General features: G+C 63.5%; 17 protein-coding genes. 10 read left to right on the forward strand and 7 right to left on the reverse strand.

Annotated elements, in window-relative coordinates; all coding sequences use genetic code 11:
• The first annotated feature begins 44 nt into the window (after positions 1-44).
• The 8 genes from CFB45_RS33530 (at position 45) to CFB45_RS33565 (ending at position 11163) form a co-directional block, all read left to right on the forward strand.
• Positions 45-1538, forward strand: coding sequence for an NAD-dependent succinate-semialdehyde dehydrogenase (locus CFB45_RS33530; protein ID WP_089430096.1), 1494 nt, complete (start codon positions 45-47; stop codon positions 1536-1538).
• A gap of 29 nt (positions 1539-1567) precedes the next feature.
• Positions 1568-2734, forward strand: coding sequence for an iron-containing alcohol dehydrogenase (locus CFB45_RS33535; RefSeq protein ID WP_089429426.1), 1167 nt, complete (start codon positions 1568-1570; stop codon positions 2732-2734).
• Positions 2735-2786: 52 nt separating this feature from the next.
• Positions 2787-4250: a flavin-containing monooxygenase gene (locus CFB45_RS33540; protein ID WP_089429427.1), complete on the forward strand. Its 1464-nt coding sequence runs from the start codon at positions 2787-2789 to the stop codon at positions 4248-4250.
• 12 nt (positions 4251-4262) lie between these two features.
• Positions 4263-5246, forward strand: a complete 984-nt coding sequence (locus tag CFB45_RS33545) for an alpha/beta hydrolase (protein WP_089429428.1) — start codon at positions 4263-4265, stop codon at positions 5244-5246.
• 339 nt (positions 5247-5585) lie between these two features.
• Entirely contained in the window at positions 5586-7076 is a 1491-nt protein-coding gene (locus tag CFB45_RS33550) for a flavin-containing monooxygenase (RefSeq protein WP_089429429.1), read from the forward strand.
• Positions 7077-7108: 32 nt separating this feature from the next.
• A complete protein-coding gene (locus CFB45_RS33555; RefSeq protein ID WP_089429430.1) occupies positions 7109-8059 on the forward strand; it encodes an alpha/beta hydrolase in 951 nt (316 codons plus the stop codon).
• A gap of 222 nt (positions 8060-8281) precedes the next feature.
• Positions 8282-9910, forward strand: a complete 1629-nt coding sequence (locus tag CFB45_RS33560; protein ID WP_089429431.1) for a GMC family oxidoreductase — start codon at positions 8282-8284, stop codon at positions 9908-9910.
• Between the two features lie 563 nt (positions 9911-10473).
• Entirely contained in the window at positions 10474-11163 is a 690-nt protein-coding gene (locus CFB45_RS33565; protein ID WP_089429432.1) for a response regulator transcription factor, read from the forward strand.
• 194 nt (positions 11164-11357) lie between these two features.
• Here CFB45_RS33565 and CFB45_RS33570 read toward each other — a convergent pair whose 3' ends face one another.
• The 5 genes from CFB45_RS33570 to CFB45_RS33590 form a co-directional block, all read right to left on the reverse strand.
• The gene (locus tag CFB45_RS33570; protein WP_089429433.1) at positions 11358-12332 is read right to left on the reverse strand and encodes a WD40/YVTN/BNR-like repeat-containing protein; all 975 of its coding nucleotides are present in this window, start codon (positions 12330-12332) and stop codon (positions 11358-11360) included.
• 16 nt (positions 12333-12348) lie between these two features.
• Positions 12349-14748, reverse strand: a complete 2400-nt coding sequence (locus CFB45_RS33575) for an efflux RND transporter permease subunit (RefSeq protein WP_089429434.1) — start codon at positions 14746-14748, stop codon at positions 12349-12351.
• Positions 14749-14755: 7 nt separating this feature from the next.
• Entirely contained in the window at positions 14756-16462 is a 1707-nt protein-coding gene (locus CFB45_RS33580) for a DUF1302 domain-containing protein (RefSeq protein ID WP_089429435.1), read from the reverse strand.
• Positions 16463-16478: 16 nt separating this feature from the next.
• The gene (locus CFB45_RS33585; RefSeq protein WP_089430097.1) at positions 16479-17798 is read right to left on the reverse strand and encodes a DUF1329 domain-containing protein; all 1320 of its coding nucleotides are present in this window, start codon (positions 17796-17798) and stop codon (positions 16479-16481) included.
• Between the two features lie 400 nt (positions 17799-18198).
• Complete coding sequence (locus CFB45_RS33590) at positions 18199-19152, reverse strand: aminotransferase class IV (protein WP_256978467.1); 954 nt, start codon at positions 19150-19152, stop codon at positions 18199-18201.
• Between the two features lie 594 nt (positions 19153-19746).
• Between CFB45_RS33590 and CFB45_RS33595 the strand changes: the two genes are divergently transcribed.
• A complete protein-coding gene (locus CFB45_RS33595; RefSeq protein WP_089430098.1) occupies positions 19747-21207 on the forward strand; it encodes an aldehyde dehydrogenase family protein in 1461 nt (486 codons plus the stop codon).
• Positions 21208-21348: 141 nt separating this feature from the next.
• Here the strand turns inward: CFB45_RS33595 and CFB45_RS33600 are convergent, their stop codons facing one another.
• Together CFB45_RS33600 and CFB45_RS33605 are read right to left on the reverse strand one after the other, a co-directional pair.
• Entirely contained in the window at positions 21349-21948 is a 600-nt protein-coding gene (locus CFB45_RS33600; RefSeq protein WP_089429437.1) for a TetR/AcrR family transcriptional regulator, read from the reverse strand.
• 580 nt (positions 21949-22528) lie between these two features.
• A complete protein-coding gene (locus CFB45_RS33605) occupies positions 22529-23158 on the reverse strand; it encodes a TetR/AcrR family transcriptional regulator (RefSeq protein WP_089429438.1) in 630 nt (209 codons plus the stop codon).
• Positions 23159-23937: 779 nt separating this feature from the next.
• Between CFB45_RS33605 and CFB45_RS33610 the strand changes: the two genes are divergently transcribed.
• A complete protein-coding gene (locus tag CFB45_RS33610; RefSeq protein ID WP_256978468.1) occupies positions 23938-24795 on the forward strand; it encodes an NAD(P)-dependent oxidoreductase in 858 nt (285 codons plus the stop codon).
• Positions 24796-24799: the final 4 nt, after the last annotated feature.

The raw sequence follows: 24799 nt of genomic DNA on the forward strand, positions 1-24799 counted from the left end.
GGATGGAAAAACAAGAATTTCTGGAGACGGTGCTAGTGAACGAAATGCACAGCAGGACGAACCAAGCGATTGACCCTTCGGCGCTACGCGCCCAACTGCGAGATGGCGCGCTGCTGGAGACGCGAGCGTGGCTTGCGTCGGGATGGGCGGAGGGCACGGACGGCCGCTCGTTTCCCGTCACGAATCCGGCCACGGGTGACATCCTGGCCCGCGTGGCCAGCCTCGGCGCCGCGGAGGTCGAGCAAGCCATTGCCGCGTCGGCGCTTGCCCAACAAGCCTGGCAGAAGCGGACCAGCCACGAGCGCGCGAAGCTCCTGCGCGCCTGGTACGACCTGATCGTGGCGAATGCCGACGATCTCGCACTGATCATGACGTCGGAGCAGGGCAAGCCGCTGGCGGAAGCCCGCGGCGAAATCATGTATGCGGCTTCTTTCGTGGAGTGGTTCGCCGAAGAAGCGAAGCGAGTCTACGGCGACGTCATTCCGCACCCGCAAGGCGACAAGCGCATCGTCGTCATTCGTCAGCCGATCGGCGTGTGTGCCGCGATCACGCCGTGGAATTTTCCTGCCGCGATGATCACGCGCAAGGTCGCGCCGGCACTGGCCGCAGGCTGCTCCATCATCGTGCGCCCCGCGGACCTGACGCCGCTCACGGCGCTTGCGCTTGCCGTCCTGGCTGAGCGCGCGGGCATTCCGGCCGGTGTCCTTCAAGTGGTGTGCGGCCCGTCGCGCGAGATCGGCGCGGTGCTCACGGCCAGCCCGGTCGTGCGCAAGCTTTCGTTCACCGGCTCGACCGAAGTCGGCCGCGTGCTCATGAGCCAGTCGTCCGCGACGATCAAGCGACTCTCTCTCGAACTCGGCGGCAACGCACCTTTCATCGTGTTCGACGACGCGGATCTCGACGCCGCGGTTGAAGGTGCGATGGCGTCGAAGTACCGGAATAGCGGCCAGACCTGTGTATGCGCCAATCGCTTTCTCGTCCAGGCCGGCATTCATGACCGCTTCGTCGACGCACTCACCCGGCGAGTCCAGGCGCTCAAGGTAGGAAACGGCGTCGAACCGGGGGTGCAGCAGGGGCCGCTGATCCAGCAGTCCGCCTGCGACCACCTGAATCAGCTGATCGACGATGCCGTGAGCAAGGGCGCACGAATCGTCACGGGCGGGAAAGGCCATCCGCTTGGGGGCACGTTTTTCGAGCCGACCGTCATTGCCGGTTCGACGCCGGCCATGCGCGTCGCGCGCGAGGAGCTCTTCGGGCCCGTTGGCCCGGTGTTCCGCTTCGAGGATGAAGCGGAAGCGATCGCGATGGCCAACGACACCGAGTACGGGCTCGCCGCCTATCTCTATACACGCGACCACGGCCGCATCTGGCGTGTGGGCGAGGCACTCGAGTACGGCATGGTCGGCCTGAATACCGGCGTGATTTCCAACGAGGTCGCGCCGTTCGGCGGGGTCAAGCAGTCGGGCCTGGGCCGCGAGGGTTCCCGTTACGGCATCGAGGAATACCTGGAAATCAAGTACCTGTGCACCCAGGTCTAACGGCCAACGTCCGCATCAAGGAAACGTCAATGGAAATGCTCCCGCAGTCGATGCTCTTCGAAACTGTTCCGTCCATTCTCCAGGAATGGGGTTGTGCGCGCCGCCTGGGTCAGGTGATGGCGGCATGGACGGAGCGTCGCCATGTCCTGATCGTGACCGATGCAGGGCTGCACAAGGCCGGTGTGCTGGAACCGGCGAAAGCGTCGCTGGCGGCCGAGGGATTCCGCGTGGCGGTGTTTGACGAGGTCGTGGCCGACCCGCCGGAGAACGTGGTGTTGCGCTGCGTCGAGTTTGCACGCAGTGCCGAGGCGGACGTCGTGATTGGCCTGGGCGGCGGCTCGTCGATGGACATCGCAAAACTGGCCGCCGTGCTCACCGTGTCGCGGCAATCCATCGCGGAAATGTACGGAATCGGCAACGTTCAGGGCGCGCGCCTGCCGTTGGTGCAGATCCCGACGACGGCGGGTACTGGGTCGGAAGTCACCAACATTTCCATCGTTTCGGTTAACGAAACAACCAAGATGGGCATCGTTGCACGCCAGCTGTATGCCGACAAGGTGATCCTGGACGCCGAGCTGACGGTCGGTCTGCCACGCAGCCATACCGCAGCGACGGGCATCGACGCGATGGTTCACGCCATCGAGGCCTACACCAGCAAGCACAAGAAGAATGCCCTCTCCGACGCGCTCGCGCGTGAGGCGCTGCGATTGCTGGTGAGCAACCTGATCCCGGCTTGCGAAAACGGCGCGGACCGGCGCGCCCGCGAGGCCATGCTGCTGGGCGCCACGCTGGCGGGGCAAGCCTTCGCCAATGCCCCGGTGGCCGCGGTCCATGCACTGGCGTATCCGCTGGGGGGCCATTTCCATATCCCGCATGGCTTGTCCAACGCGTTGATGCTGGCGCCCGTGCTGCGTTTCAACGCCGAAGCGGCCGCTTCGCACTATTCGGAACTCGGAGACGTGGTAGGCGCGGGTGGAACGGGCGACGCCACGGCGCGCACGGCGGCGTTCATCGCGTTCCTGGAAGACCTGATGGACCGCTCCGGCGCGCCGCGACGACTGCGCGACGTGGGGGTCACGCAAGCGAGCCTGCCGACCCTCGCGGCCGATGCGATGAAGCAGCAGCGCTTGCTGTTGAACAATCCGGTCGTCGTCACGGAGTCGGACGCATTGCGTCTGTACGAACAGGCCTACTGAACCGACGCCGGCCAATCCGCAGTCGCCGTAACGTAAATAGAGAGAATGCACCGTGAACAATGTAGAAAGGATTGAGCACCACGAGATCGTTATCCTGGGTGCAGGCTTCGGAGGCCTCGGCATGGCCGCCCGCATGAAAATCGCAGGCATCGACGACTTCGTCGTGCTGGAGAAGCGTCCCGACCTCGGTGGTGTGTGGCTGGACAATTCGTATCCCGGCGCGGCATGCGATACCGAATCGCACCTGTACTGCTACAGCTTCCATCCGCATTTGCGCGTGAGCGCGATGTATGCCGGCCGCAACGAGCTGCTGCACTATCTGAAATCGCTTGCCACGCGGTTCGACCTCGAGGAACACCTGCGATTCAACCTCGAGATTCGCAGTGCAGAATGGGATGCAGAGGCAAGCCTCTGGCGGTTTGCACTGAGTGACGGCTCCCGGATGACCGCACGATTCTTCGTGCCGGCATGGGGGCAACTGAACCGGCCGATGATCCCCGCGGTTCGCGGCCTCGCGGATTTCAACGGCGAGTATTTCCACTCCGCCGAGTGGCGGCACGACGTGGACCTGAGCGGCAAGCGGGTGGCAAGCATCGGCAACGCGGCCAGCGCCGTGCAGTATGTGCCGCTCATCGCGCCGAAGGTCGATCACCTGACGGTATTCCAGCGAAGCGCGAACTGGATCATGCCGCGCAACCAGATCGTCTTCTCGGCGGAGCAGCTCGATGCCTACGAGCGCGAGCCCCATCTGTTCGAAGAAAGCCGGAAATCGCTGCACGCTTTCCGCGAGTCCGGGTTCGAGCGGACCCGGATGGGGTCCAACGCGCAGCAGGAAGGCAAGAGTCTCGCGTTGGCGCACCTTCATCGCCAGGTGCCCGACCCGGTACTGCGCGAGAAGCTGACGCCGGACTATGAATACGCGTGCAAACGGATTCTGCGATCGGACGACTACTACCCGGCGCTCATGCGCGACAACGTCGCGCTGGAGACGGCGGGGGTGGAATCGTTCGTCGACGAGGGCATCGTGACCCGGGACGGCCGCCTGCTTCCGTTCGACGTGGTCGTGTTCGGAACCGGATTCGAGAGTCAGGCTTTCCAGGGCAGCCTGCAGGTGCGCGGCACGGACCGCACGTTGGCCCAGGCGTGGGAAGACGGCCCGGAAGCGTATCTGGGCATGACCGTGCCGGGCTTTCCGAACATGTTCATGTTGTATGGGCCGAATACGAACCTGAACCACAACTCCATCGTATCGATGCTCGAGATCCAGCAGAACTACATCATCGACGCGATCGGCGGCATGGCTTCGGCCGGCGTGAAGGCCGTCGACGTCGATCGGGCCGTGTTCGACGAATACAACGACAAGCTGCAATCGGCGATGGCCGGCTCGGCGTTTTCGGCGGGCTGCTCGAGCTGGTACAAGAACGCGCAAGGCAAGGTGATCAACAACTGGCCGGGCACGGTGGACGAATACCGCGCCGTGACGCAATGGGATCAAAGCGTGTTCGCTGCGATCTGAGCGGAGAGGCACATGACATCGGTGCACTGGTTGCCGCTGACCGAGGTGGCTGACGATGCGCGGGACGCCGTTCGGGCGTTCCGCGAACTGGGCGGGCGACACTACGGCAGCTTTTCCGTCGACCAGTCGCGCGTGAACTTCGTGCGGGCCTGCGAATTGAACGGCCTCGCCGCCGACGAAGCGGTTGCCCACGACGATATCGACGTTCCCGTCGCGGACGGCAGCATTCGGGTACGGCTCTATCGTCCGCCCGGCGGCGAGCGCGTCGAGGACAAACCGCTGGTCGTCTTCATTCACGGCGGCGGGTGGGTGATCGGCAGCGTGGATACGCATGACGGCATCTGCCGTCATCTCGCGCGGCACGGCGGGTGTGCTGTCGCGTCGGTGGAGTACCGGCTGGCGCCGGAGCACCGATGGCCGGTTCCGCTCGACGATTGCGAGCGGGCATTGGACTACCTGGCGGCCAACGCTTCTGCGCTCGCCATCGATGCGTCCCGGGTGATCCTGGCGGGCGACAGCGCCGGCGGCAATATGGCGACCCTCATCGCCAATGCGGCATCGGCGGCGGGACCCGCGATCATCGGGCAGGTCCTGTTCTATCCCGTGACGGACCTGACGGCGTCACTTCCGTCCTACCAGCGCATTCAAGGCGGATTTCCGCTGGTCGCCGAGTCGATGCGCTGGTTCCGGGAACACTATGTGCCGGCCGGCACGCCATTCGATCTTCCACGCCTGTCCCCGCTGCTGCATGCGGAGGGCCGGCGGCAGCCGCCGATGTTCATTGCCACGGTGGGGCTGGATCCGCTGTGTGACGAAGGCATTGCCTACGCGTCATGCGCGGCCCGCGCGGGGAGCACGGTCGAGCATCTCCATCTACCCGGGCATCATCACGGCATCATCACTGCGGCCCGCACGATCCCGGCAGCGAGATACCTGCTGGATCGCGCTGCTTCCTTTGTCCGGCGGCTTGCCGAAACCGACGGCTTCGAGGTTTGACGCGTCGATCGCCGCGCGGGCCGGCGCATTCCACCGTCGCGACCGATCGGGTAATGGAAACTCCTGATTCAAATTGTCCCTCGACTGCATAGACTGGGAACCGTGGAACTTGGTCAATTGATCATGTTCGGGGTGACCGGTCAAACCGGAAGGCACACCTCGATGACCCGCGTGCATGTCCGGCCGGGTGCAGGGCGGGTTGTCGCGTGCGGGTTTGAAGCGTTGTCGCCGGCATGCGCGTGCGAGCGTCTTTTTTCTTCGTAGTCACATGACCAAGTCTAATGATCTAGTCGTGCGGCGTTACGGATATTTTCAATAACGGGTCATCGGAGGGATCTCATGACTAAGAATCAAGCAGATTCGGGTTTGCCTGAGCACGTAGAGGTACTAATCATCGGGGCGGGGATCTCGGGGCTCGATGCCGCTTGTCATCTTCGCATGAACTTGCCGGACCGCTCGTTCGCGATCCTGGAAGCCATGGATGGATTTGGCGGGACTTGGTGGACCCATCGCTACCCCGGCGCGCGTTCCGACAGCGACCTGTACACGTACGCATTCGGATTCCGCCCGTGGCAGGGCCGCTCGATCGCCACGGCGGAGGAGATCCACAGCTATCTGGGCGATGTCATCAAGGAATACGACCTCGGCTCGAAGATCCACTACGGGCATCGTGTTCAAACGGTGAGCTGGTCGAGCGAGCAGAAGCGCTGGACGGTCGAGGTGTCGCGCAAGGATACGGGCGAACACTTCTCGATCACCACGGACTTCCTGTGGCTGGGGGCGGGGTACTACGACCATCGCAAGGGCTTTACGCCGAAGTGGAACGGGTTCGACCGCTACAAGGGAACGGTCGTGCATCCGCAGCACTGGCCGGAAGACCTCGACTATGCCGGCAAGCGGGTGGTCGTGATCGGCTCGGGCGCGACCGCCGCGACGCTGATCCCGGCGATGGCCGGCACCGCGGCGCATGTGACGATGCTGCAACGGTCGCCGACGTTCTTCACGGCGGTTCCCTGGACCCACCAGCTGGACGCGACGCTTCGCGAACTGAGCCTGCCCGAGGAGTGGCGCTCCGAGATTCTGCGGCGTGCGCACCTGAAGCAGACGTTCGACCTGATCAACCTGTCCGCAGCGAACCCGGACGCCGTTCGCGACTGGCTGATCAACGAGACCCGGCAACAGCTGCCGGAAGGGTTCGACGTCGACAAGCACTTCAATCCCAGCTATCGCCCGTGGCAGCAGCGCGTGGCGGCGGTGCCGGAGGGCGACCTCTTCACGGCCATCCGGGACGGCAAGGCGTCCGTCGTGACGGACACCATCGAGTCGTTCGACGAAAGCGGCATCGTGCTGGCGTCGGGCGAGCACCTGCAGGCGGACATCGTCGTGACGGCGACGGGCTTCGACATGAGCGCGTTCGGCCAGATCGCGTTCCACCTCGACGGAGAACCGGTCGACATGACCAAGCGGGTCTCGTATCGGGGAATGATGATCGAGGGTATCCCGAACATGGCGTTCATCTACGGCTACTACCGGTCGAGCTGGACGTTGCGCGCCGATCTCGTCTGCGAATTTACCTGCCGCGTCCTCGCGCATATGGAGAAGGTGGGGGCGAAGACGGTGGAGCCGTGCCTGCGCGCCGAAGACGCCGACATGCAGCGGCTGCCGTGGACCGACCCGAACAACTTCAATGCCGGGTACGTGATGCGCTCGCAACACCAGATGCACTTGCGTGGCGATCGCATGCCGTGGCAGCACCACTTCGAGTACGAGGAGGAGCGCCAGACCATTCCGGAATTGAGCCCGGATGCCGAAGTCCTCGTGTATCGCTGATCTCCGCGCAACGTTCGAATAAAGGTGATGTTATGGCACTCGATTTGCACCTCGCTGGTTTTCTCGAATCCCTTGCCGGGTCCGGCGCGAAGCCGCTGCCGCAGTCCAGCCCGGAAGAGGCTCGCGGATTGATGCAGCATCTGGCGCGCGCCGTTCGCGCACCGGAGGCCGTGGTCGACATTCACGGCGTGGAAGACCTGACCGTTCCCGGCGCGACCGGATCGCTGCGGGCGCGGCTGTATCGTCCGACCCACGAGCGCAATCTGCCGACGGTCGTCTATCTCCATGGCGGCGGGTTCGTCATCGGCGACCTGGATACCCACGACAACATTTGCCGGGAGCTGGCGCGTGGCGCCAACGCGGTCGTCGTCTCGGTGGATTACCGGCTCGCGCCGGAGCATCCGTATCCGGCCGCGGCGGACGATGCGATTGCCGCCACCCAATGGGTGATCGCGAACGCGGGTGAGCTGGGCGGCAGCGACGTCGTGGCGGTGGCCGGAGACAGCGCCGGCGGCAATCTGGCCGCGGTCGTGACCCAGCAACTGCACGCCGACGGCATTGCGCTGTCCGCCCAGTTCCTGATCTACCCCGCGGTCGCGCAGGATCGCGCCGGCTTTCCTTCCTTCAAGGAAAACGGCGCAGGCTACTTTCTCGACCTCGAGACGATCGCCTGGTTCGAGCGGCATTACGTGCCCGACGGGACCAACCGGGAGGATCCGCGACTGGCGCCGATCCGTGCGAGGGACCTTGCCGGGTTGCCGCCCGCGGTCATCCTGACCGCCGAATTCGATCCGCTGCGCGACGAGGGCGAGGCCTATGGCCGCTTGCTCCACGCGAGCGGCGTCAAGGTCGACACGATCCGGTGCGACGGCATGATTCACGGGTTCTTCGACATGGGAGCGATTTCCCCGGGCGCCCAGGCGTGGATCGAGAAGGGCATCGCGAGCTTTCGAAAGTTACTCGGCGCCGCGCGGCACCATTGAAACGTTGGCGGAAGCGACCTGATTTCGCTTTTCGTCATTTCGTGGCCGCACGCGGTTCGATGGATGACCTCCAACGGTGCCGAGGCGGCCACGCAGTGCTGATGCATGACGGCATGAAGCCGATTGCGCGACGGCTCGCTGAGGCCGCGACGCGCGTGGCGGAATCGATGCATCAGGTAGTTGCTTGTGAAGCGTTCAGGCATCTATCCAGGACACAGACCCGTGAAGAACTCATTCGATTATCTTGTTGTAGGCGGCGGCTCGGCAGGCAGCGTGCTGGCTTCGCGTTTGACCGAAGATCCCGATGTGACGCTGTGCCTCTTCGAAGCCGGCGGCACGGGCGATGGATGGCCCGTCACCGTGCCGGCCGCCCTGGTGCTGATGATCCCGTCCAAACTGAACAACTGGGCGTTCGAGACGGTGCCGCAGAAGGGGCTGCAGGGGCGACGCGGCTACCAGCCGCGTGGCAAGGCGCTGGGCGGATCGTCCGCGATCAATGCGATGGTGTACACGCGCGGCCATCATGCCGACTACGACGACTGGGCCGCGCTCGGCAACGAAGGCTGGGGCTGGAACGACGTCTTCCCGTATTTCAAGCGAAGCGAGCACAACGAGCGGCTTGGCAATGAATGGCACGGGCGCGGCGGCCCGCTGTGGGTCAGCGACCTGCGGACGAACAATCCATTCCAGGCGCGTTGGCTGGACGCCGCACGAGAGTGCGGCCTGCCCGTCACGGACGATTTCAACGGTGCGGAGCAGGAAGGGGTCGGCATTTACCAGGTGACCCAGAAGAATGGCGAGCGCTGGAGTGCGGCACGTGCCTATCTTTTTCCGCACCTGAAGACGCGCGGCAACCTGACGGTGGAGACGGGCGCGCAGGTCAGGCGCATCGTGTTCGACGGCAAGCGGGCCGTTGGCGTCGAAGTCACGCGTGGCGGGAATGTCGAGACGGTCTGGGCGAAGAAGGAGGTGATCCTGTCCGCGGGCGCGCTTCAATCGCCGCAGTTGCTGATGTTGTCCGGCGTCGGGCCGAAGGACGAACTCGAGCGTCACGGGATCCAGGTCGTCGCCGATCTCCCGGGCGTGGGTGAGAACCTGCAGGATCATCCGGACTTCGTCGTCAGCTACAAGACGAACAGCCTGGATGCACTCGGCGTATCGGTACGCGGCGCGATCAAGACGCTGGGCGACATCCGGCAATACCGGAACTCGCGGACCGGCACCCTGACCACCAACTTCGCCGAGGGCGGCGCGTTCCTGAAGACGCGTCCCGATCTGGATCGACCGGACGTTCAGATGCACTTCGTCGTCGGGCCCGTCAGCGATCACGGCAGGAAGGTACGGCTCGGACATGGTCTTTCCTGTCACGTGTGCCTGCTGAGGCCGAAAAGTCGTGGGTCGGTCAAGCTGCGAAGCGCCGATCCGCTCGATGCGCCGTTGATCGACCCGGCATTCCTCGAGCACGACGATGATCTCGAGGTCCTGGTCGAGGGCTACAAGCTGACCCGGCGCTTGATGGCGGCGCCGGCGATGGCCCGGTTCGTGACGGAGGACCTGTTCGCGTCCCGGTCGCGATCGGACGACGACATTCGTGCGTTGCTGCGCGAGCGGACCGACACCGTGTACCACCCGGTCGGAACGTGTCGCATGGGGAACGACGCGCTCGCCGTCGTCGATTCCCAGTTGCGCGTACGGGGAACGGAAGGCTTGCGCGTGGTGGATGCGTCGATCATGCCGACGCTGGTGGGCGCGAACACGAACGCGCCGACGATCATGATCGGTGAGAAAGCCTCGGACCTGATCCGGAGGATCTCCCGATTCCCGTCCGCGGTGCCGGAAACCGCGGTTTGAGGGCCTTCTCTCGTGCCGACGCTCGTCGGCACGAAGGCCTCAGCCGCACGTGGACGTCGCGAGCATGATGTGTGCGGCGACGTCTACCACCCGAAGGCAAGGGCTCGCCGGCCGGTTGCGGCAAGACTGGACGTTGCCCGGGGGCATCGCGCGCTCGAGTAGTGAGGTCTGCTGACGGAGCCAGCCGCCGATCATGAACGCATCCTTGCGCTTTGAAGGGCAACGCGAGCACGAGGAAAGAGAGGTCGCCCCTCGACGCGCCGATGCCGGGTGGCGACCTGTGTGCGTCAGCAACCGGAGAAAGACCGGAGCCTGCTTCGCGGCGACGAGCCGCTGCAACCAGCGAACCCGTCAGCCGATCGACCTTGCGCGGCGTCCGGCCCGGTCCGGGTGCGGGAAATGTTCTTCACCGGCCTCCATCCCGATGGCTTCGGCGTGTGTCATGCCGAACGCCGTCTTCAATTCGACGAGCGATGCCCGTGAACGGGGCCCCCTTTGCAGCGCCTGAACGCTGTCCGGAAGGTGGCCGCGTGCACGAAAGGCAACGACCCGGATATTCAAACATGCACTCGCTCATACTCATCGCGGATGACGCACCGGAAATGTCGTCGACGCTCGATACCTGCCTGACGCGCAACGGCTTTCGAACATTCCAGACCCACCCCTCCCAGACCGTGCTGGCCACGCAACTGAACCTGAAGCCGGATCTGGTCATTCTCGACGTCCGTGAACTGCGTGCGGACACCCTGGACATGCTCGCCAGGCTTCGACGGCAAAGCGGTGCCCCCATCGTCGTCATGACGGCGTGTGACCGGGACGGGGAGCAGTTGCGCGCACTGCAAGCCGGCGCCGACGACTACATCGTCAGGCCGCTCAACCCGGACGTGGTCGTCGCGCGATTGCTCGCGATTCTTCGCCGCTCCGGTGCGCTCGCGCCTGAACGTCGCCTCCGGGTGGGTGCGCTCGAAGTCGATACGGAAAGCTACATGGCGTGCGTGAGAACGTCCTCCGGTGAAACGCCGGTTTCGGTGACACTCGTCGAATTTCGCCTGCTGGCTCACATGGCCAGGCTGCCGAATCGCGCATTTACGCGCGTCGAATTGCTCGATGCGTGCATGGCGGACGTCAGCGCATCCACGCGCACCGTCGACAGCCACATGAGCCGGTTACGGAGAAAGCTGGCGGCCGCAGGGGCGTCGGGCATCGTGGAAAGCGTGCACGGCGTCGGCTATCGACTGCGAAAATCCGGTTGACGGGGGAGGGTGTCGCGCGTGGCGTGACACGGCGGCTCGTCCGTGAGCCGCTTCCTCTTCGGGTGATCCGTGCCACCAAGGCGGGAGAACTTGCTCGTCGTTTGGCCCGCCTTCCATCCGAGGTCAGGCAGGCGTCGCCACAGCGGGCCGCGATTCACGATCGCGGCCCGCTGCGCGCATCAGACATCCGGCAGTTACTGCGCGATGACCCCGTCGCGAGAAAAGATCAACCACTTGTCGCCCGTCGAGGGAAGCGCCGCGGTGTACGTCGTCCCGGTCTGGGTGCGCAGGCGCTGGAACGTCTTGCCGTCATCGGTACTTTGAGCCTGCAGCCCGTCGACCCCGACCGCCAATACCGTGGCGCCTCGGGACGCAAGCGCGGTAATGGAGTTCCGGGTGTCGAGCGTCGCGCGTGACCAGGTATGGCCGTTGTCCTCGCTTCGCATCAGCGTGCCGCGCAGCCCGCCGACCAGCAGCACCCCGTTGGGCAGCGCCACGCCGCACCAGAACGACCCCTTGTAACCGGTCTCCACGCTTTCCCACGTGTTGCCCTTGTCGCGGGAAATCAGGAGCTGCCCCTTCTCGGCGGTGGCAAAGATCTCGCCGTTGCCGTTCGAAAAGAGGCCGAACAGATTCAGGTCCGACTTCTTGCCGTTCGGGAGCACGGCTTCCTTTTTGGTCCAGGTCTTGCCGCCGTCATCGGTGACGAGGATGAGCGACCAGAGTCCGACGGCCACGCCGTGGTTGGCGTCGATGAAGTGCACGCCGAACAGCGGGCGATCCTCGCTCGTCACGAGACGTTGAACCTCCCACGTCTCGCCGCCGTCGGTGGTCTTCAGGATCGCGCCCCAGTGGCCGACCGCCCACCCTGTCCTGGCGTCGATGAAACTGACGGACGTCAGCGTCGAGCTCACGGGCACGGACTTGGCCTGGCGGTACGTCGCACCGCGGTTGTCGGACAGCAGGACGATGCCGTTCGCGCCGACACTCACGACCCGCTGGCCGGCCCAGGTCGCATCGAGCACGGGGGACTGGGTCGCGATGCTGGACTGGACGGCCGGAACGGGCCGGAGTTCCGGTGCGGCTACGGCGCCTGGCACGCTGCCCAGCAGCGCGCCAAAGACGACGGCGCCGGCCATCAGGGAGAGAACCTTGCGATACAGGGTCATGGAATCCTCTTCTTCTTCAATGGGCGAGCAGGCCGGGGGCACGGGCGGGCTTGCGCCGCGGGAAGATGCGCTCGAGCCAGACGGCGAAGGCGGGCAGAACCGTCATGGCCATGACCATGTTGACGATGAACATGAACGCCAGGAGCTTGCCCATGTCCGCCTGGAACTTGAGCTCGGAGAACGACCAGGTGGCGACGCCGATCGCGAGCGTGATCGCCGTGAAGATGGTGGCCGTCCCGATCTCGAGGATCGATTGTTCGAGCGCCTTGACGATGCCGACGCCGTTGGCGAGATGCAGCTGCAGCCGGTTGTAGATATAGAACGCATAGTCGACGCCGATGCCCACCGCCAGCACCATCACGGGCAACGTGGCGACGGTCAGGCCGATCTGCAGCTCCTTCATGAACCAATACCCGATGAACGTGCCGATCGTCAGCGGCAGGCAGCAGGCGAGGACCGCGCGCAGGTCACGGTACGTGACGAGGACGAGCAGGACGATGGTCGTATAGACGTAGAGCATCATCGGCAATTCGCTGCGCTCGATTTCGTCGTTGACCGCGGCCAGCACGCCGGCGTTGCCGGACGCGAGCCGGATCTTCACGCCCGGCAGCTTGTTCGTGTCGCGGAAATGCTTCACGGCGTTGATCACCTGGGTGATCGTGGTCGCCTTGTGGTCGGCCAGATAGATGTTCACCGCGGTCATGCTGCAGTCCTTGCGCATGACGCCGGGCGTGCGGGCCACCTCGCCGGCCAGCGATGAATAGTTATCCGGATCGATGGGGATCGCGGACATCTTCGGATTGCCTTCGTTGTATCCCTCGCTGTATTGCCGCAGCAACGACGAGAACGAAACGACCGACAACACGCCGGGGACGGCACGCATCGACCAGACGAAGCGATCCTGGTACGCGCCGACCTCCACGTTGTTGCAGGACTGGGGCGGCGCTTCGAAGACGATCGAAATCCAGTCGAGGCCGACGTCGTAGCTCGACGCAATCGAAACCGAATCCTGGTTGAACCGGGCGTCGGCACGCAGCTCGGGCGCGCCGGCTTGCAGCGTGCCGACCACGCGGTCCCGGCTTTCCCAGGCCGCCACGGCGAACACCACGACGGCGGCCAGCAGGACGATCGCCGCATTGCGCGGAACGGCGACTTTGGCGAGCACGCGGAGCACGCGGCCACGACGAACGGCATGCAGCTCCGCATTCTTTGCATAATTGCCGTCGACCTTGAGCAACGACGCGGCCAGCGGCAGCATCACCAGGTTCGTGACGATCTTGTACGCCACGCCGAGCGAAGCGGTGATCGCGAGCTCGCGCACCATCGGGATCGGAATCAGGATCAGCGTGACGAAGGAAACGAACGCGGTCACCAGCGCGAGTGTGCCGGGAATCAGCAGCCCGCTGAAGCTGGATCGAGCGGCTTGCTCCACCGACTTCCCGTGGGAGATCTCGCGCACGATGAAATTGATCTGCTGGACGCCGTGTGAAACGCCGATCGCGAACACCAGGAACGGAACCAGCACGCCCAGCGGGTCGAGCCCGTAGCCGAGCAGATGCAGCGTGCCGAACTGCCAGACGAGCGAGACGAGCGAGCAGGTCAGCGGCAGGATCGTCAGGCGAACGGAGCGGCAGTACCAGTAGACGGCCAACGCGGTCAGGAGTAGGGCGATCGCGCAGAACTTCAGGACGGACGACGCGCCGTTTGCAATGTCACCGATCTGCTTCGCGAAACCGATGATCTGGATTTCATAGTTCGCATCCTCGAACTTGGCGCGCAATTGCGATTCGAGCGCCTTGTCGAATGCCACGTAGTCGACCCGCTCACCTTTGGCATCCAGCTCGTTGAGATCGGCGGTGACCATGGCGCTGCTCTGGTCGCGCGACACCAGGCTGCCGACGAAGCCGCCCTGGGCGGTCGAGCGCGAAATGGCGCCGACCGTGTTGCCGTCGAGCTGATCGGGCGTCACGGTGCCGGGAATGAGCGGGTCCGCGCGGAATCCGTCCTCGGTGATCTCGTTGACGAATGAATTCGGTGTCCAGAGGGACTGGACGCTGCTGCGAGACACGTTCGGCAGGAAGGTGACCGCCTGGGTGACTTCATACAGGCGCTTCAACGCCGCCGGCGTCCAGATGCTGCCCTTGCGGGCCTTGACGACGACGATCAAGCGGTTGGCGCCGAGCAGGTCACCGCGATACTCGTTGAACGTCTGCGTGTATTCGTGGCCCAGCGGCAGCTGCTTCTCGAACCCGGCATCCATGCGCAGCTTGACGGCGAAGCAGGCCATGACGACCGTGAACAGCACCAGGAGCCCCAGCACGAGACGCCTGTGACCGAACAGCGTATTTTCCAGCGAATGAAGAATTCTAAGCAGCTTGCCGGGTCGGGCTGCGTCGGAAACAGGCGGTTGATTCATATTGACCTCAGAAATTGCGAGATGCGACGATTGCCACGAAGTCCCTGTCACGTAGCGGGTTGGCCAGCGGGTTGGTCGGGCCCATGAAGCGGGTGTAGTTCAAGCCGACCTGCCAGTTCGCCGGGTTCTGTATGAAGTTCACATACAGGTTCATGGCCGTCACGCCGCGCATGAACTGGGCATTCACGTTCGGCGTATTGCCGAACAGGCCGTACCGGACGAAGATCCCCGGGTTGACCTGCCACCCGGGAATGACGGTGCCGTCGTAAACCCAGTTGAAATCGACGTCGATCCCGCCGGAGTATTTCGTTCCCTGGGCACTACCCGGCGTGTTGAGTGCGCCGGTCGCGAACAAGTCGTTGAATTCGTTCCCCCACAGAAGCGCGCCAGGCGAAATCGGCGATCCGCCGTAGCTCTTGTGAAGCCCCGGATAAGCGATGATCACCGTCTCGGTCGTCAGCGTGGCGGTCTGGGCGCCGAGCAGCTTCAGGAACGCTGCGGAATTGCCCGGCTGCAGCGAGTAGAGGGTCGTCAGGTGCCACTGGAAGCGCTTCTCGTCGACCCAGCAGTTCCCCCCTTGCGCGACGCATCTGCTGGCCGGATTCAGCGGAACGGCATCTCGCGGCCGGTACGAGAGTTCGGTGCCGATTGCCCAGTCGCCCACCGGGAAGTTGGCGCTGACGCCGATCATGTGGCGGTCTTCCGGAAACCGGAACACCGTCCCGCCCGTCGAACTCAGCGAGACTTGCGGGAACTTGTCGTGGTACGCGATCGTGTAGAAGCCGAGATTCAGGTCGGTTCCCGCCGGCTGGTAGCGAATGGAAAAACCATACTGCCCGCCGTTCTTCGGATGGATGGTCGAGACGCCGTACGTGTTGTTGCCGGGACCGACGATCTGGTTCGACCAATAGCTGCCCACCGGCGGCAGGTAATTCTGGTTCCAGTTGCTCTGGTAGTACCCTTCGACGTTCACGCCGTGCCCGACGCCGGACGCGACACTCACGATCGGCGCGGGCAGGATGATCTCCTTGACCTGCGCGCCGGGCTGGGACGCGCGATTCACGTCGATCGCGTTCGTCGCATTGACCCCGCCGACTTCCCAGATGCTTTCGCCCCAGCTGACGACCTGGTTACCCACGCGGACGCGGGCAATCTGGTCGCCGACGTTGAACTGCTTGCTGACCCACAGGTCGAGCAGGCGCGGCTTGAAGCGGATGTTCTTCTCGGCATCGGACGGGAGCCCGCCGCTCAGGTTGGGCGACGGGTTGTAGAACAGGTCCTGTCCGCTGGTTGCGCCTGTCGTGCGGGTGCCGGAGTAGTCGTACTGCCAGGTGCCCCGCGCCATGAACGTGAGCCCTTGCGACGGCATCTTCAGGACCAGCTCGTGGTTGCCCTTGAGATAGCTCGTGAACGGATCGCCCTTGCCGTAGTTGATGTCGCCCTGATCGGAGAGGCCGCTCAACTGACCGAGCCGGCCGCCACCCGTCTGCGCACCGGTGGCCACGTTGTAGGTCGGCGACACGAGATTGCTGCTCGGCGACGCGGTGCGAATGCCGACGCCCGCCGATATCGTCGAATCGAAACTGCCTTCGACGTTGCCGATCGTGAACGTGAAGGCGTGCGCGCTGCCGCACCCGACGGCGACAAGCGCCGCGATCGCCGCGCGCACGAGCACCACGCTGGAGCGGGGCTGTAAGGAGGAGGTGGTAGCCATTTTGTCTCGGCCCCTGTCAACGCTCGCTCAACGCACGGAGATTATCGGCGTTGTAGAAGCTCGGCTTGTAGTGTTGGTCCGCCGACGAGTCGACCGACCACTTCGCGTCCCGTCCGGCCGCGAGCATCGAACCGTCCACGAGATACCGGCCGTCGACGAGGTTGTATTGCGCGAATGCGAGCGTGTCGCAGCTGCCCGTTTCGTACACCGGAATGATGTAGCCCTCGCGGACCTTCGAGATGTTGCCCTGCGCGTCGTAGTCCACCGCGCCGAGGTAGCTCCAGCTGTCTTCGTCGACGTAGAAGAGGCGCTTGGGCGCGGTATGGCGCATCCCCTGCTTGACCGTGGCTTCCACGACCCACACGCGATGGAGTTCGTAGCGACGCTTCGCCGGGTTCACGAAGTCGGGGCCGTAGGCGTCTTCAAATTTGTCCGAGAAGTCGTACATGCCGAGGTCGTTGTACGTCACGACCATTTCCTTCTTGCCGAGCAGCTTCCACGAGAATCGGTCCGTCTGTCCGGAGAAGACCAGCGCTTCATCCATGTTGTACTGGTTGTCGAAGCCGATTTGCGGCGCATCGTATGCATACGACGGCATGCGGCGGGTGCGGCGCTGCCCCGGGAAGTAGTAGAAGACTTCCGTCGGCTTGCCGGCGTAGGTCGTAAAGATCGCGGCCTGGCCGGCAATCGCCGCCGGGGATTTGTACGCGTAGTAGGCGTTGCCTTCGACCTGGTTGACCTTCGCGAACGTCGTGCCGGCCTTGTCACCCCACGGCTGATAGATCCACGCGTCGGACACGTTCTTGATCCAGTCGGACGCGCCCTTGCGCGGGGAGACGACGGTGATGATGTCGCGCATCTCGACGCCGGCGCCGCGGTAGTGCAGCTTCGCGTTCCACATCACTTCCGCGCCGGTCTTGGGTGCAGGGAACGGGTAGCCGGGCAGGTGGGCATCGGTGAGTTCCGATCCGTCGGCCGACATCTTGGCGAAGCCCGCGTTGTTCTTCGTGTTCTCCGCGACGAAATCGGGGACGCCGCACGTGCGCCGGGACGGATAGACCGGCATCGTGAAGCCCTTCAGGTTCTTCAGCAGCGCAATCTGGCCCGGGTTGAGCTTGTCCGCGTACTTGTCGACGTTGCTGGCGTCGATCGTGTACAGCGGCTTGTCGGACTTGTATTTGAAGAAATCCGCGCGGCGCTTGCCGTAGCTCCAGCCCGCCCCGACGTTGCCCACGGGGGTCCAGGCGGGAATGCCGCCCGCGGTGCCGGCGATTTCGGCGCCCGACGGCGTATGTGAGGCATCCGTCCCTTCCGCAAGCGCACCGGTCAAGGACATCGCGACGGCGGAAGCGATGACGGACAATTTCGCTGCCGATCGGATGAGCGAAGCGGATTTCTTGAAAGAATGAGTCTTGACCACGGCTATCTCCTTGACCTTGACCAGGTAACGTGCGCCCGCCAAAGGGTTGTGCATGGGTGAAAACGGATGAAGGCACCGATAGTCCTGTCCGTTTATTAGCTATGCGAAATGAATTGGGGTGTGTTCGTGCTTGGTTTTACTGAATCACCGAACTCCAGGTCATCGCTATAACGTCGAAGTTCGGATCGACCGGCGCCTGGGTGGGGCGCCGGACGGTTTGTCAATGCACGCAGCTATTGGGCGCCCACCGGGGCCGGATGCGGCTCGTTAGACCGGGCCGGCTCCGTACGCGCGCCGCTTCTGAGTGACTTCCGGCTTACGCCGGGACCGACGAGAAGTACTCAGCCGGCTGGGCGTGCCATCCTGCCCAGCGCTTTTCCCAGTAGAGGTTGTGAATCTTCTCGGAGATCGGGCCGGGGCCGTTGTGTTTGCCAAGCGGTTGGTCGTCCACTGCGCTGACGGGCATGATCCCGCCCGCCGACGACGACGTGAATGCTTCGTCAGCCTCGCGCAGCTGGGTCGCGGTGTACGTGCCGATGTTCACCTTGATGCCGAGCTCGGCGGCGATATCGAAGACGCTCTGGCGCGTGATGCCCAGCAGGCAGCCTTCAGCGGGCGTGTAGAGCTCCCCGTTCTTGACGAAGAAGACGTTCGCACCGGCTGCTTCGGTGAGGTTGTCGTGTTCGTCGACGAGCACCGCCCAGTCCTTCTCCTGCGTCATGGCTTCGAAGAGCGCGAGCTTCATGTCCATCCAGTGGAAGTTCTTCGCCGTGGGGTCGACTGCCTTCGCGGAAATGCGGTTGTACCGCTTGCTGATCAGCAGGTTCGAGCCGCGCGTGCGGACCTCGTCGTCAGCCTGGAAGAAGAACGGCACAGCGAAGGCGAACATCGCGTTCTTCATTGCGCTGCGGTCGCGGCGGTCGACGCTCAGCGGGCCGCGGGTGACGCACCACCAGACGTACGCGTCCTTCAGGCCGGCGTTGCGCACGAGCGTGTGAAGAATTTCGCGGACCTGGTCGCGATTGAACGGATTCTCGAGGAAGAACTTCGCCGACGACTCTTCCATGCGCGCGAGGTGATCGTCGAGCCGGAAGAAGTTGCCTCGCGAGACGGTGACGACATCGTAGGCCGCGTCGGCGTGGAGGAACCCGGCGTCGACGAGCGGGACGGTCGCTTCCGTGATGGGAACGTACTTGCCGTCACAGAAGGCGCTGCCATCTTCATAGCGGGGTTCATGCGGAGCGCGAGCATGCAGCGGATTCTCGTGCATGATCTGCTGGACTTGAATGATTGCCATGGTAATTACCTTTCGCTCCCGAGGGAGAGTTGTCGTTCGATGTTGACGTCAAAAGCGACCGGATCGCGGTGCGCTTCCTTGCGGATTGCTTACTTCCTGGCTATCCGCCGTGAAGTCTGCCATATGACTTGATCAAGTGACCGTGTAGTGGAAAGTATTGCTCGAAAAATTCCTTGTCGATGAAGGTTAACCCTCTGTGATGCCTGCCTCGATACGCGAGCGGCGAGCAGACTCGTGCTTGCCGGCCGGTGATCGTCGAACGTCCGTTCCGGCAGACCACACCGATCCGCCTGAGTCACGAGGCTTCGGTGTGTTGCGAGCGTCGCGTAAAGCCGCCTCGTGATTTCGTCTCCCTCATCATCCGGTCACCCGCGCTGCAAATCTTTCGCAGCAGCATGACGGTTCGTTCCCTGAAGCGTCTTACTTTGGCTTGCCGGCGGCAATACTGATTATTACCGAGTCATGTGACTTGGCCAAATGATCAAAAAAGACGTTAGTATGGATCTTCCCGGGCGATCCAGAAGGCTGACGACTCGCCCTCGATACCAAATGACATGGAGCGAGCAGATGCCGATTTTCGAAGCAGACCATCTCCGCAAGGCGTTCATCGGCGGCCGTTGGGTGGAGCCGGTGAACGGTGGCGTGGAGCACGACATCATCAATCCGGCGACGGGCGAAGTCTCCGGCGTGTTGCTGTTTTCTGACGAAGCCGATGTGAACCTGGCCGCGCAGGCGGCGCGCGACGCGTTCGCGGCGTTCTCGAACACACCGCTCGTCGAGCGGCTCGCGATGCTCGAGCGCGTGATCGGTGCCTACACCGAGCGGCTGCAGGACATGGCGGACGCCATCACGCTCGAGATGGGTGCGCCGATGGACGCCATTTCTCGCCCGCTTCAGGCGGCACTGGGGCTCTGGCACCTTCATACGACGCTGGAAGTGGCGAAGCAGTATCCGTTCGAACGCACCCAGGGCACGTCGCGGATCGTGAAGGAGCCGGTGGGGGTGTGCGGGTTGATCACGCCATGGAACTGGCCGATGAACCAGGTCATGTGCAAGGTCGCGCCGGCGCTGGTGGCGGGTTGCACGATCGTGTTGAAGCCCAGTCAGAATGCGCCGTACTCGGCCATCGTGCTCGCCGAGATCATCGAGAAGGCCGGCGTCCCTCCCGGCGTATTCAATCTCGTGCAGGGCTCCGGGCAGCGCCTGGGCAGGGCCATCGCGTCCAGCCCGCTCTTTGACATGGTGTCGCTGACGGGTTCGACGAGCGCCGGCGTGGAAGTCGCTCAGGCCGCTGCGACGACGATCAAGCGGGTGACGCTCGAGCTAGGCGGAAAGTCGGCGAACATCATTCTGGACAGCGAAAACTTTCAGCAGGGTGTCACGCATGGCGTGCTCCAGATGATGGCCAACTCCGGCCAGACGTGCACCGCGCCTTCGCGCATGCTGGTGCCGGCGCATCGGCTCGAGGAGGCAGAGCAGATCGCAGTGGCCGCATGCGGGCAGGTCGTCGTCGGCGATCCGCGCGATCCCGGTACGACCATGGGGCCGATGGCGAACCAACGCCAGCATCGCAAGGTGCAGGAGATGATCCAGACGGGCATCGACGAGGGCGCGGTGCTGCTGTCGGGTGGGCTCGGCAATCCCCCGGGGCTTGAGCGAGGCTACTACGTCAAGCCGACGGTCTTCAGCCGCGTGAACAATCGCATGACGATTGCAACCGAGGAGATTTTCGGCCCCGTCCTGGTGATCATCCCCTATCGGGATGAATCGGACGCGGTCGCCATTGCCAACGACTCACCGTACGGACTGTCCGGCTACGTCTATGGCGACTCGATCGAACAGGCGGAGCGCGTCGCCAGACAGTTGCGGACCGGGATGGTGCATTTGAACGGCGCGCCCGTCGACATCGCGGCGCCGTTCGGGGGGTACAAGCAGTCCGGTAACGGACGAGAGTGGGGCTACGCCGGCATCGAGGAGTTCCTGGAGACGAAGTCGATGATCGGCGCGACGCCGGGCGCCGTCAGCTAGCAGGAATCGACGACGGGCGTCCGGCGGTATGCGGACGTCCGTCTACGGAAAGGTGCAGGATCGAAGCCGGTCACGACGCATCGTGCGGACGGGCTGGGTCGGGTTGCCGGCGATGGGCGCAATGTCACGCCGCGTCGACGCTCAAGCCTGCACCGTCGAGCTCGAGAGGGAGGTGGCAAACGCCTCCAACGCTGAACTTACACTATCCAGGTTCGCCCTGAGCTCGCGGATATTCGTGTCGCCTTGCCAACTGTTCAGCAATCCATCGATCAGGATGATGCTCATTCTGGCGACGGATTCAATCGCGTCATGGCTGACTTGTGGCGCGCACTTGCCGAGGTAAGCGATCGTTCGCTCGATGGTCTCGACATAGGTTTTCAACGCAAAATCGGGGCGATGACGCTCTGCCCACTGGATCAGTTCAGACTGTGCCCGGGCGTACGACGGATGCTGCACGAGCCATTCGACATTCTTGCGCAGTTGCCATCCGGCGAGTTCGCCGAAAGAATGAAATTCCCTGTCAGCGGGGGCATTCGCCGCGAGCAGATCGAACAGGGATTCGTAAACCGCGTCGAACAGATCGTCCTTGGTATGGAATACATAATGCAGCGATGCCAGTGGGCAGCATGCGGCTTCGGCGATTCGCCGCGTGGTGGCTCCAGCGACGCCGTGCGCGGCGATGACTTCAACGGCAGCGTCAACAAAATCCTGTCGCCGCAACGCAGCGCGAACTCTTGTCATTGGTAAACTCCGGTACCCGAAAATCCTCTTCCGTTCACGTCATACACAGGTGTAGTGTTTATCCGTGATACATGGTCAAGTGACCATAACGATCGTGAATTATGTCGGCTTCTTGAAAGTTTGTCCATGAATGGGCCGGGCCACGGGTGCCCTGAATGTTCAGTTCGCTTGTTTCAGCTGATTCCGGAAAATCTGATCGATTGACTTGATCATTTGATCGGTCAACGTTAAGCAGACAAAGATGCGCTGTCGATGGAGGTAAACCCGTGAGCGCGAGCACTGCAACGCAAGACCGACGGCGGCCTGCCGGGAGCATCAGATTTTCGGGCGAATGGAAGCAGGGTGCTTGGCCGCGGCCGATGTGGATTCTCGGCGGCGCCGGTGACTTCACGCCGCACGTGTCGCGGTCGGACGCGAGCAACGGTTGCTGAAAGCACCTTCGGGCAGAGCGTGCGCGCAGGGCGGCGCATGGGCGAAATTGCAAACGTCATGCGCCGCGAGCCGAGCGGTCAATTGAAGCGGCGACGCTACCGCTGTGAGGGCACCGGGGGAGCCAGTGCATCGCGCAGGTGGCAGCGGCTTAGTGCTTCCGTACCGACTTGCGAGGGGGCTTGGCGGCAGGGCGGGCGTCCGACAGTGTCGTCGCGTAGGCGGCCAGCATCTTGCTGGCGTGGTCGACATCGGCAGCCAGACGTTTCGAATCTTCCTGGGCAAACCACGAGAAGAGCAAACCGTCGATCAGGACGATGGTCAGCCGCGCGATGGCGTCCAGCACCTTGGCATCTGCACGCGGCTCGGCGGTCGCCAGATTGGCCCGGGCACCTTCCTGGGAGATGCGAAGCGCGCCAGTGGCCATGTCGGGCTGATGTCTGAGCGCCCACGTATACAACTCCGACTGGGTCTTCGCGTATGTCGGGTTGGCTTCGAACCAGGTCATGACGGAGCGCAGGTTGAACTCTGCCAGATCCGACAGGGTGCCGTGCTCCGGAGGCTCGGGGCTATCCGAGCGGATCAAGTCGATCAGGGACTCGTAGACGGCGAACAGCAGCTCGTCCTTTGAGTGAAACACGTAGTGCAGGGACGCCAGTGGGCATCCTGCAGCCTCGGCGATGCGACGGGTCGTGGCACCCTTCACACCGTGCTCTGCAATCACCGCGACAGTCGCCGCGACGAGGTCCTGGCGGCGGACTTCAGCCCGTACTCGCTGCATAGGCCAGCGCTCCGTTTTATGTCTTCGTCCAAAGGCGCTACCCGTGCAGGGTAGTCGAATCCTCGGATATTAGCATGACGATGGGCGGCATTTCGCAAGCAACACAAGGCATTGTCCCGCACGGATATTGCGCCGCCATGGCGTCGTGAGACGTGCCGTTCGCAGGTACGTGCAGGGCATGGTGATGGCGTCGATGTGCCGCGGCGCCGGACGAACCTCGCGGCGGCGATGCGACTCGGCGGCAGGCTCGCTGAACCAGAAGACGGACTCGCACATCGTGGATCGGCCCGGACATCAAGCGGTGCTCCGCTCGTCGAGCGGCGCTTGCGTTCCTGCTTCGATGAGGCTGTCGTAGAGAGGCGCAGGTACGGTGACCGTCGCACGTGCACGATAAGGCGGCCCGTGCGTGTCGTGGAAGGGACGCCATTGCGTTGGCTCGTACGGTGCCTTCATGACGAGGCTAATGGAAACTCCGTATTCCCAATGTCCTGTCGAAGCATAAGACTCGTGCCTGTAGATTCGTGGTCATTTGATCAAGTCAAGTTGTCTGCACCGCTATCGTGACGCCGAGCATCACTTGGTGCGGCGAATTCCCCGCGCCGGGGCATGCGAATCACCACCGTGCGCGTTAGCCGCCCTTCACGAAGGGCGAACACCCGGATCAGATTGGCATACGGCTTGCTTGATAGTCATGTGACCAAGTCTAATGATTCGTGTGGTTGACTTGAACGAAGGATGTTTCTCGGTAGTGTGGTCAACGACAACGATAGGGAATACGAATGAGCAACGTGATTGCTGTCCTGGGCCTGGGGGTGATGGGGTCCGCCATTGCCGCCACCCTGATTGACAATGGTGCGGAAGTCGTCGTCTGGAACAGGAAGGCTGAAAAGGCGCAACGTCTGCGCGAACTGGGCGCCCGGGTTGCCGAGCGCGCCACCACCGCCCTTGATGAGGCGGACGTCATCGTCGTCGTGACGGCAACGCCGGTTGACCTCGCGGCGGACTTCGAGGCGCTGGGCGAGCGCCTGAAAGGGAAAACGGTGGTCAATCTGGCCACGGGGCGCCCGTCCGAAGTCCAGAAACTGGATCAAATCGTGCGTGGCGCCGGCGCAAAATTCATCAGCGGAACGATCCAGTGCTTCCCGCCGGATATCGGCCGCGAGAACGCCGTCATCCTGTTTGGCGGCGACGAGAAGACCTGGAGCGAGGTGGAGCCGCTGCTCCGGAAGATTGCTCCGCAATCCACCTACGTCAGTGCACGACCTGACGTGCCGAACGTGCTCGATGCCGGGTTGACGGGCACGTTCGTTTTTGGGGCTGGCGCGGCCTTTCTGGAAGGTCTCAGATTCGTGGTGAACTCGGGCATTTCGATCGACGAGATTCGCGACCTGATTCCAACCTATCTCGCCGGTCAGACTCACTTCATCGAAGGTCTGTTCGAATCCGTGGCGGCATCCGACTATCAACCGCGCGGAGCGGACCTCGACATCTACGCACGAGCAACCGAACTGTTTCAGCAGGCGCAGGAAGATATCGGGCAGCCGCCGCGAATCCTGAAGGCGCTACGCGAGCGAATCCTGTCATCCATTGCAGAAGGCAGTGGTGACCGAGGGTACGCCGCACTCTTCAATCATTGACAAT

The organism is Burkholderia sp. HI2500 (assembly GCF_002223055.1).
Taxonomy (GTDB): domain Bacteria; phylum Pseudomonadota; class Gammaproteobacteria; order Burkholderiales; family Burkholderiaceae; genus Burkholderia.

Coding starts and splice junctions, on each gene's coding strand:
- CFB45_RS33595 (WP_089430098.1), top strand. CDS start 19,747: ATGCCGATTTTCGAAGCAGACCATCTCCGCAAGGCGTTCATCGGCGGC.
- CFB45_RS33555 (WP_089429430.1), top strand. CDS start 7,109: ATGGCACTCGATTTGCACCTCGCTGGTTTTCTCGAATCCCTTGCCGGG.
- CFB45_RS33610 (WP_256978468.1), top strand. CDS start 23,938: ATGAGCAACGTGATTGCTGTCCTGGGCCTGGGGGTGATGGGGTCCGCC.
- CFB45_RS33550 (WP_089429429.1), top strand. CDS start 5,586: ATGACTAAGAATCAAGCAGATTCGGGTTTGCCTGAGCACGTAGAGGTA.
- CFB45_RS33565 (WP_089429432.1), top strand. CDS start 10,474: ATGCACTCGCTCATACTCATCGCGGATGACGCACCGGAAATGTCGTCG.
- CFB45_RS33575 (WP_089429434.1), bottom strand. CDS start 14,748: ATGAATCAACCGCCTGTTTCCGACGCAGCCCGACCCGGCAAGCTGCTT.
- CFB45_RS33570 (WP_089429433.1), bottom strand. CDS start 12,332: ATGACCCTGTATCGCAAGGTTCTCTCCCTGATGGCCGGCGCCGTCGTC.
- CFB45_RS33605 (WP_089429438.1), bottom strand. CDS start 23,158: ATGCAGCGAGTACGGGCTGAAGTCCGCCGCCAGGACCTCGTCGCGGCG.
- CFB45_RS33535 (WP_089429426.1), top strand. CDS start 1,568: ATGGAAATGCTCCCGCAGTCGATGCTCTTCGAAACTGTTCCGTCCATT.
- CFB45_RS33530 (WP_089430096.1), top strand. CDS start 45: ATGCACAGCAGGACGAACCAAGCGATTGACCCTTCGGCGCTACGCGCC.
- CFB45_RS33545 (WP_089429428.1), top strand. CDS start 4,263: ATGACATCGGTGCACTGGTTGCCGCTGACCGAGGTGGCTGACGATGCG.
- CFB45_RS33590 (WP_256978467.1), bottom strand. CDS start 19,152: ATGCACGAGAATCCGCTGCATGCTCGCGCTCCGCATGAACCCCGCTAT.
- CFB45_RS33600 (WP_089429437.1), bottom strand. CDS start 21,948: ATGACAAGAGTTCGCGCTGCGTTGCGGCGACAGGATTTTGTTGACGCT.
- CFB45_RS33585 (WP_089430097.1), bottom strand. CDS start 17,798: ATGTCCTTGACCGGTGCGCTTGCGGAAGGGACGGATGCCTCACATACG.
- CFB45_RS33580 (WP_089429435.1), bottom strand. CDS start 16,462: ATGGCTACCACCTCCTCCTTACAGCCCCGCTCCAGCGTGGTGCTCGTG.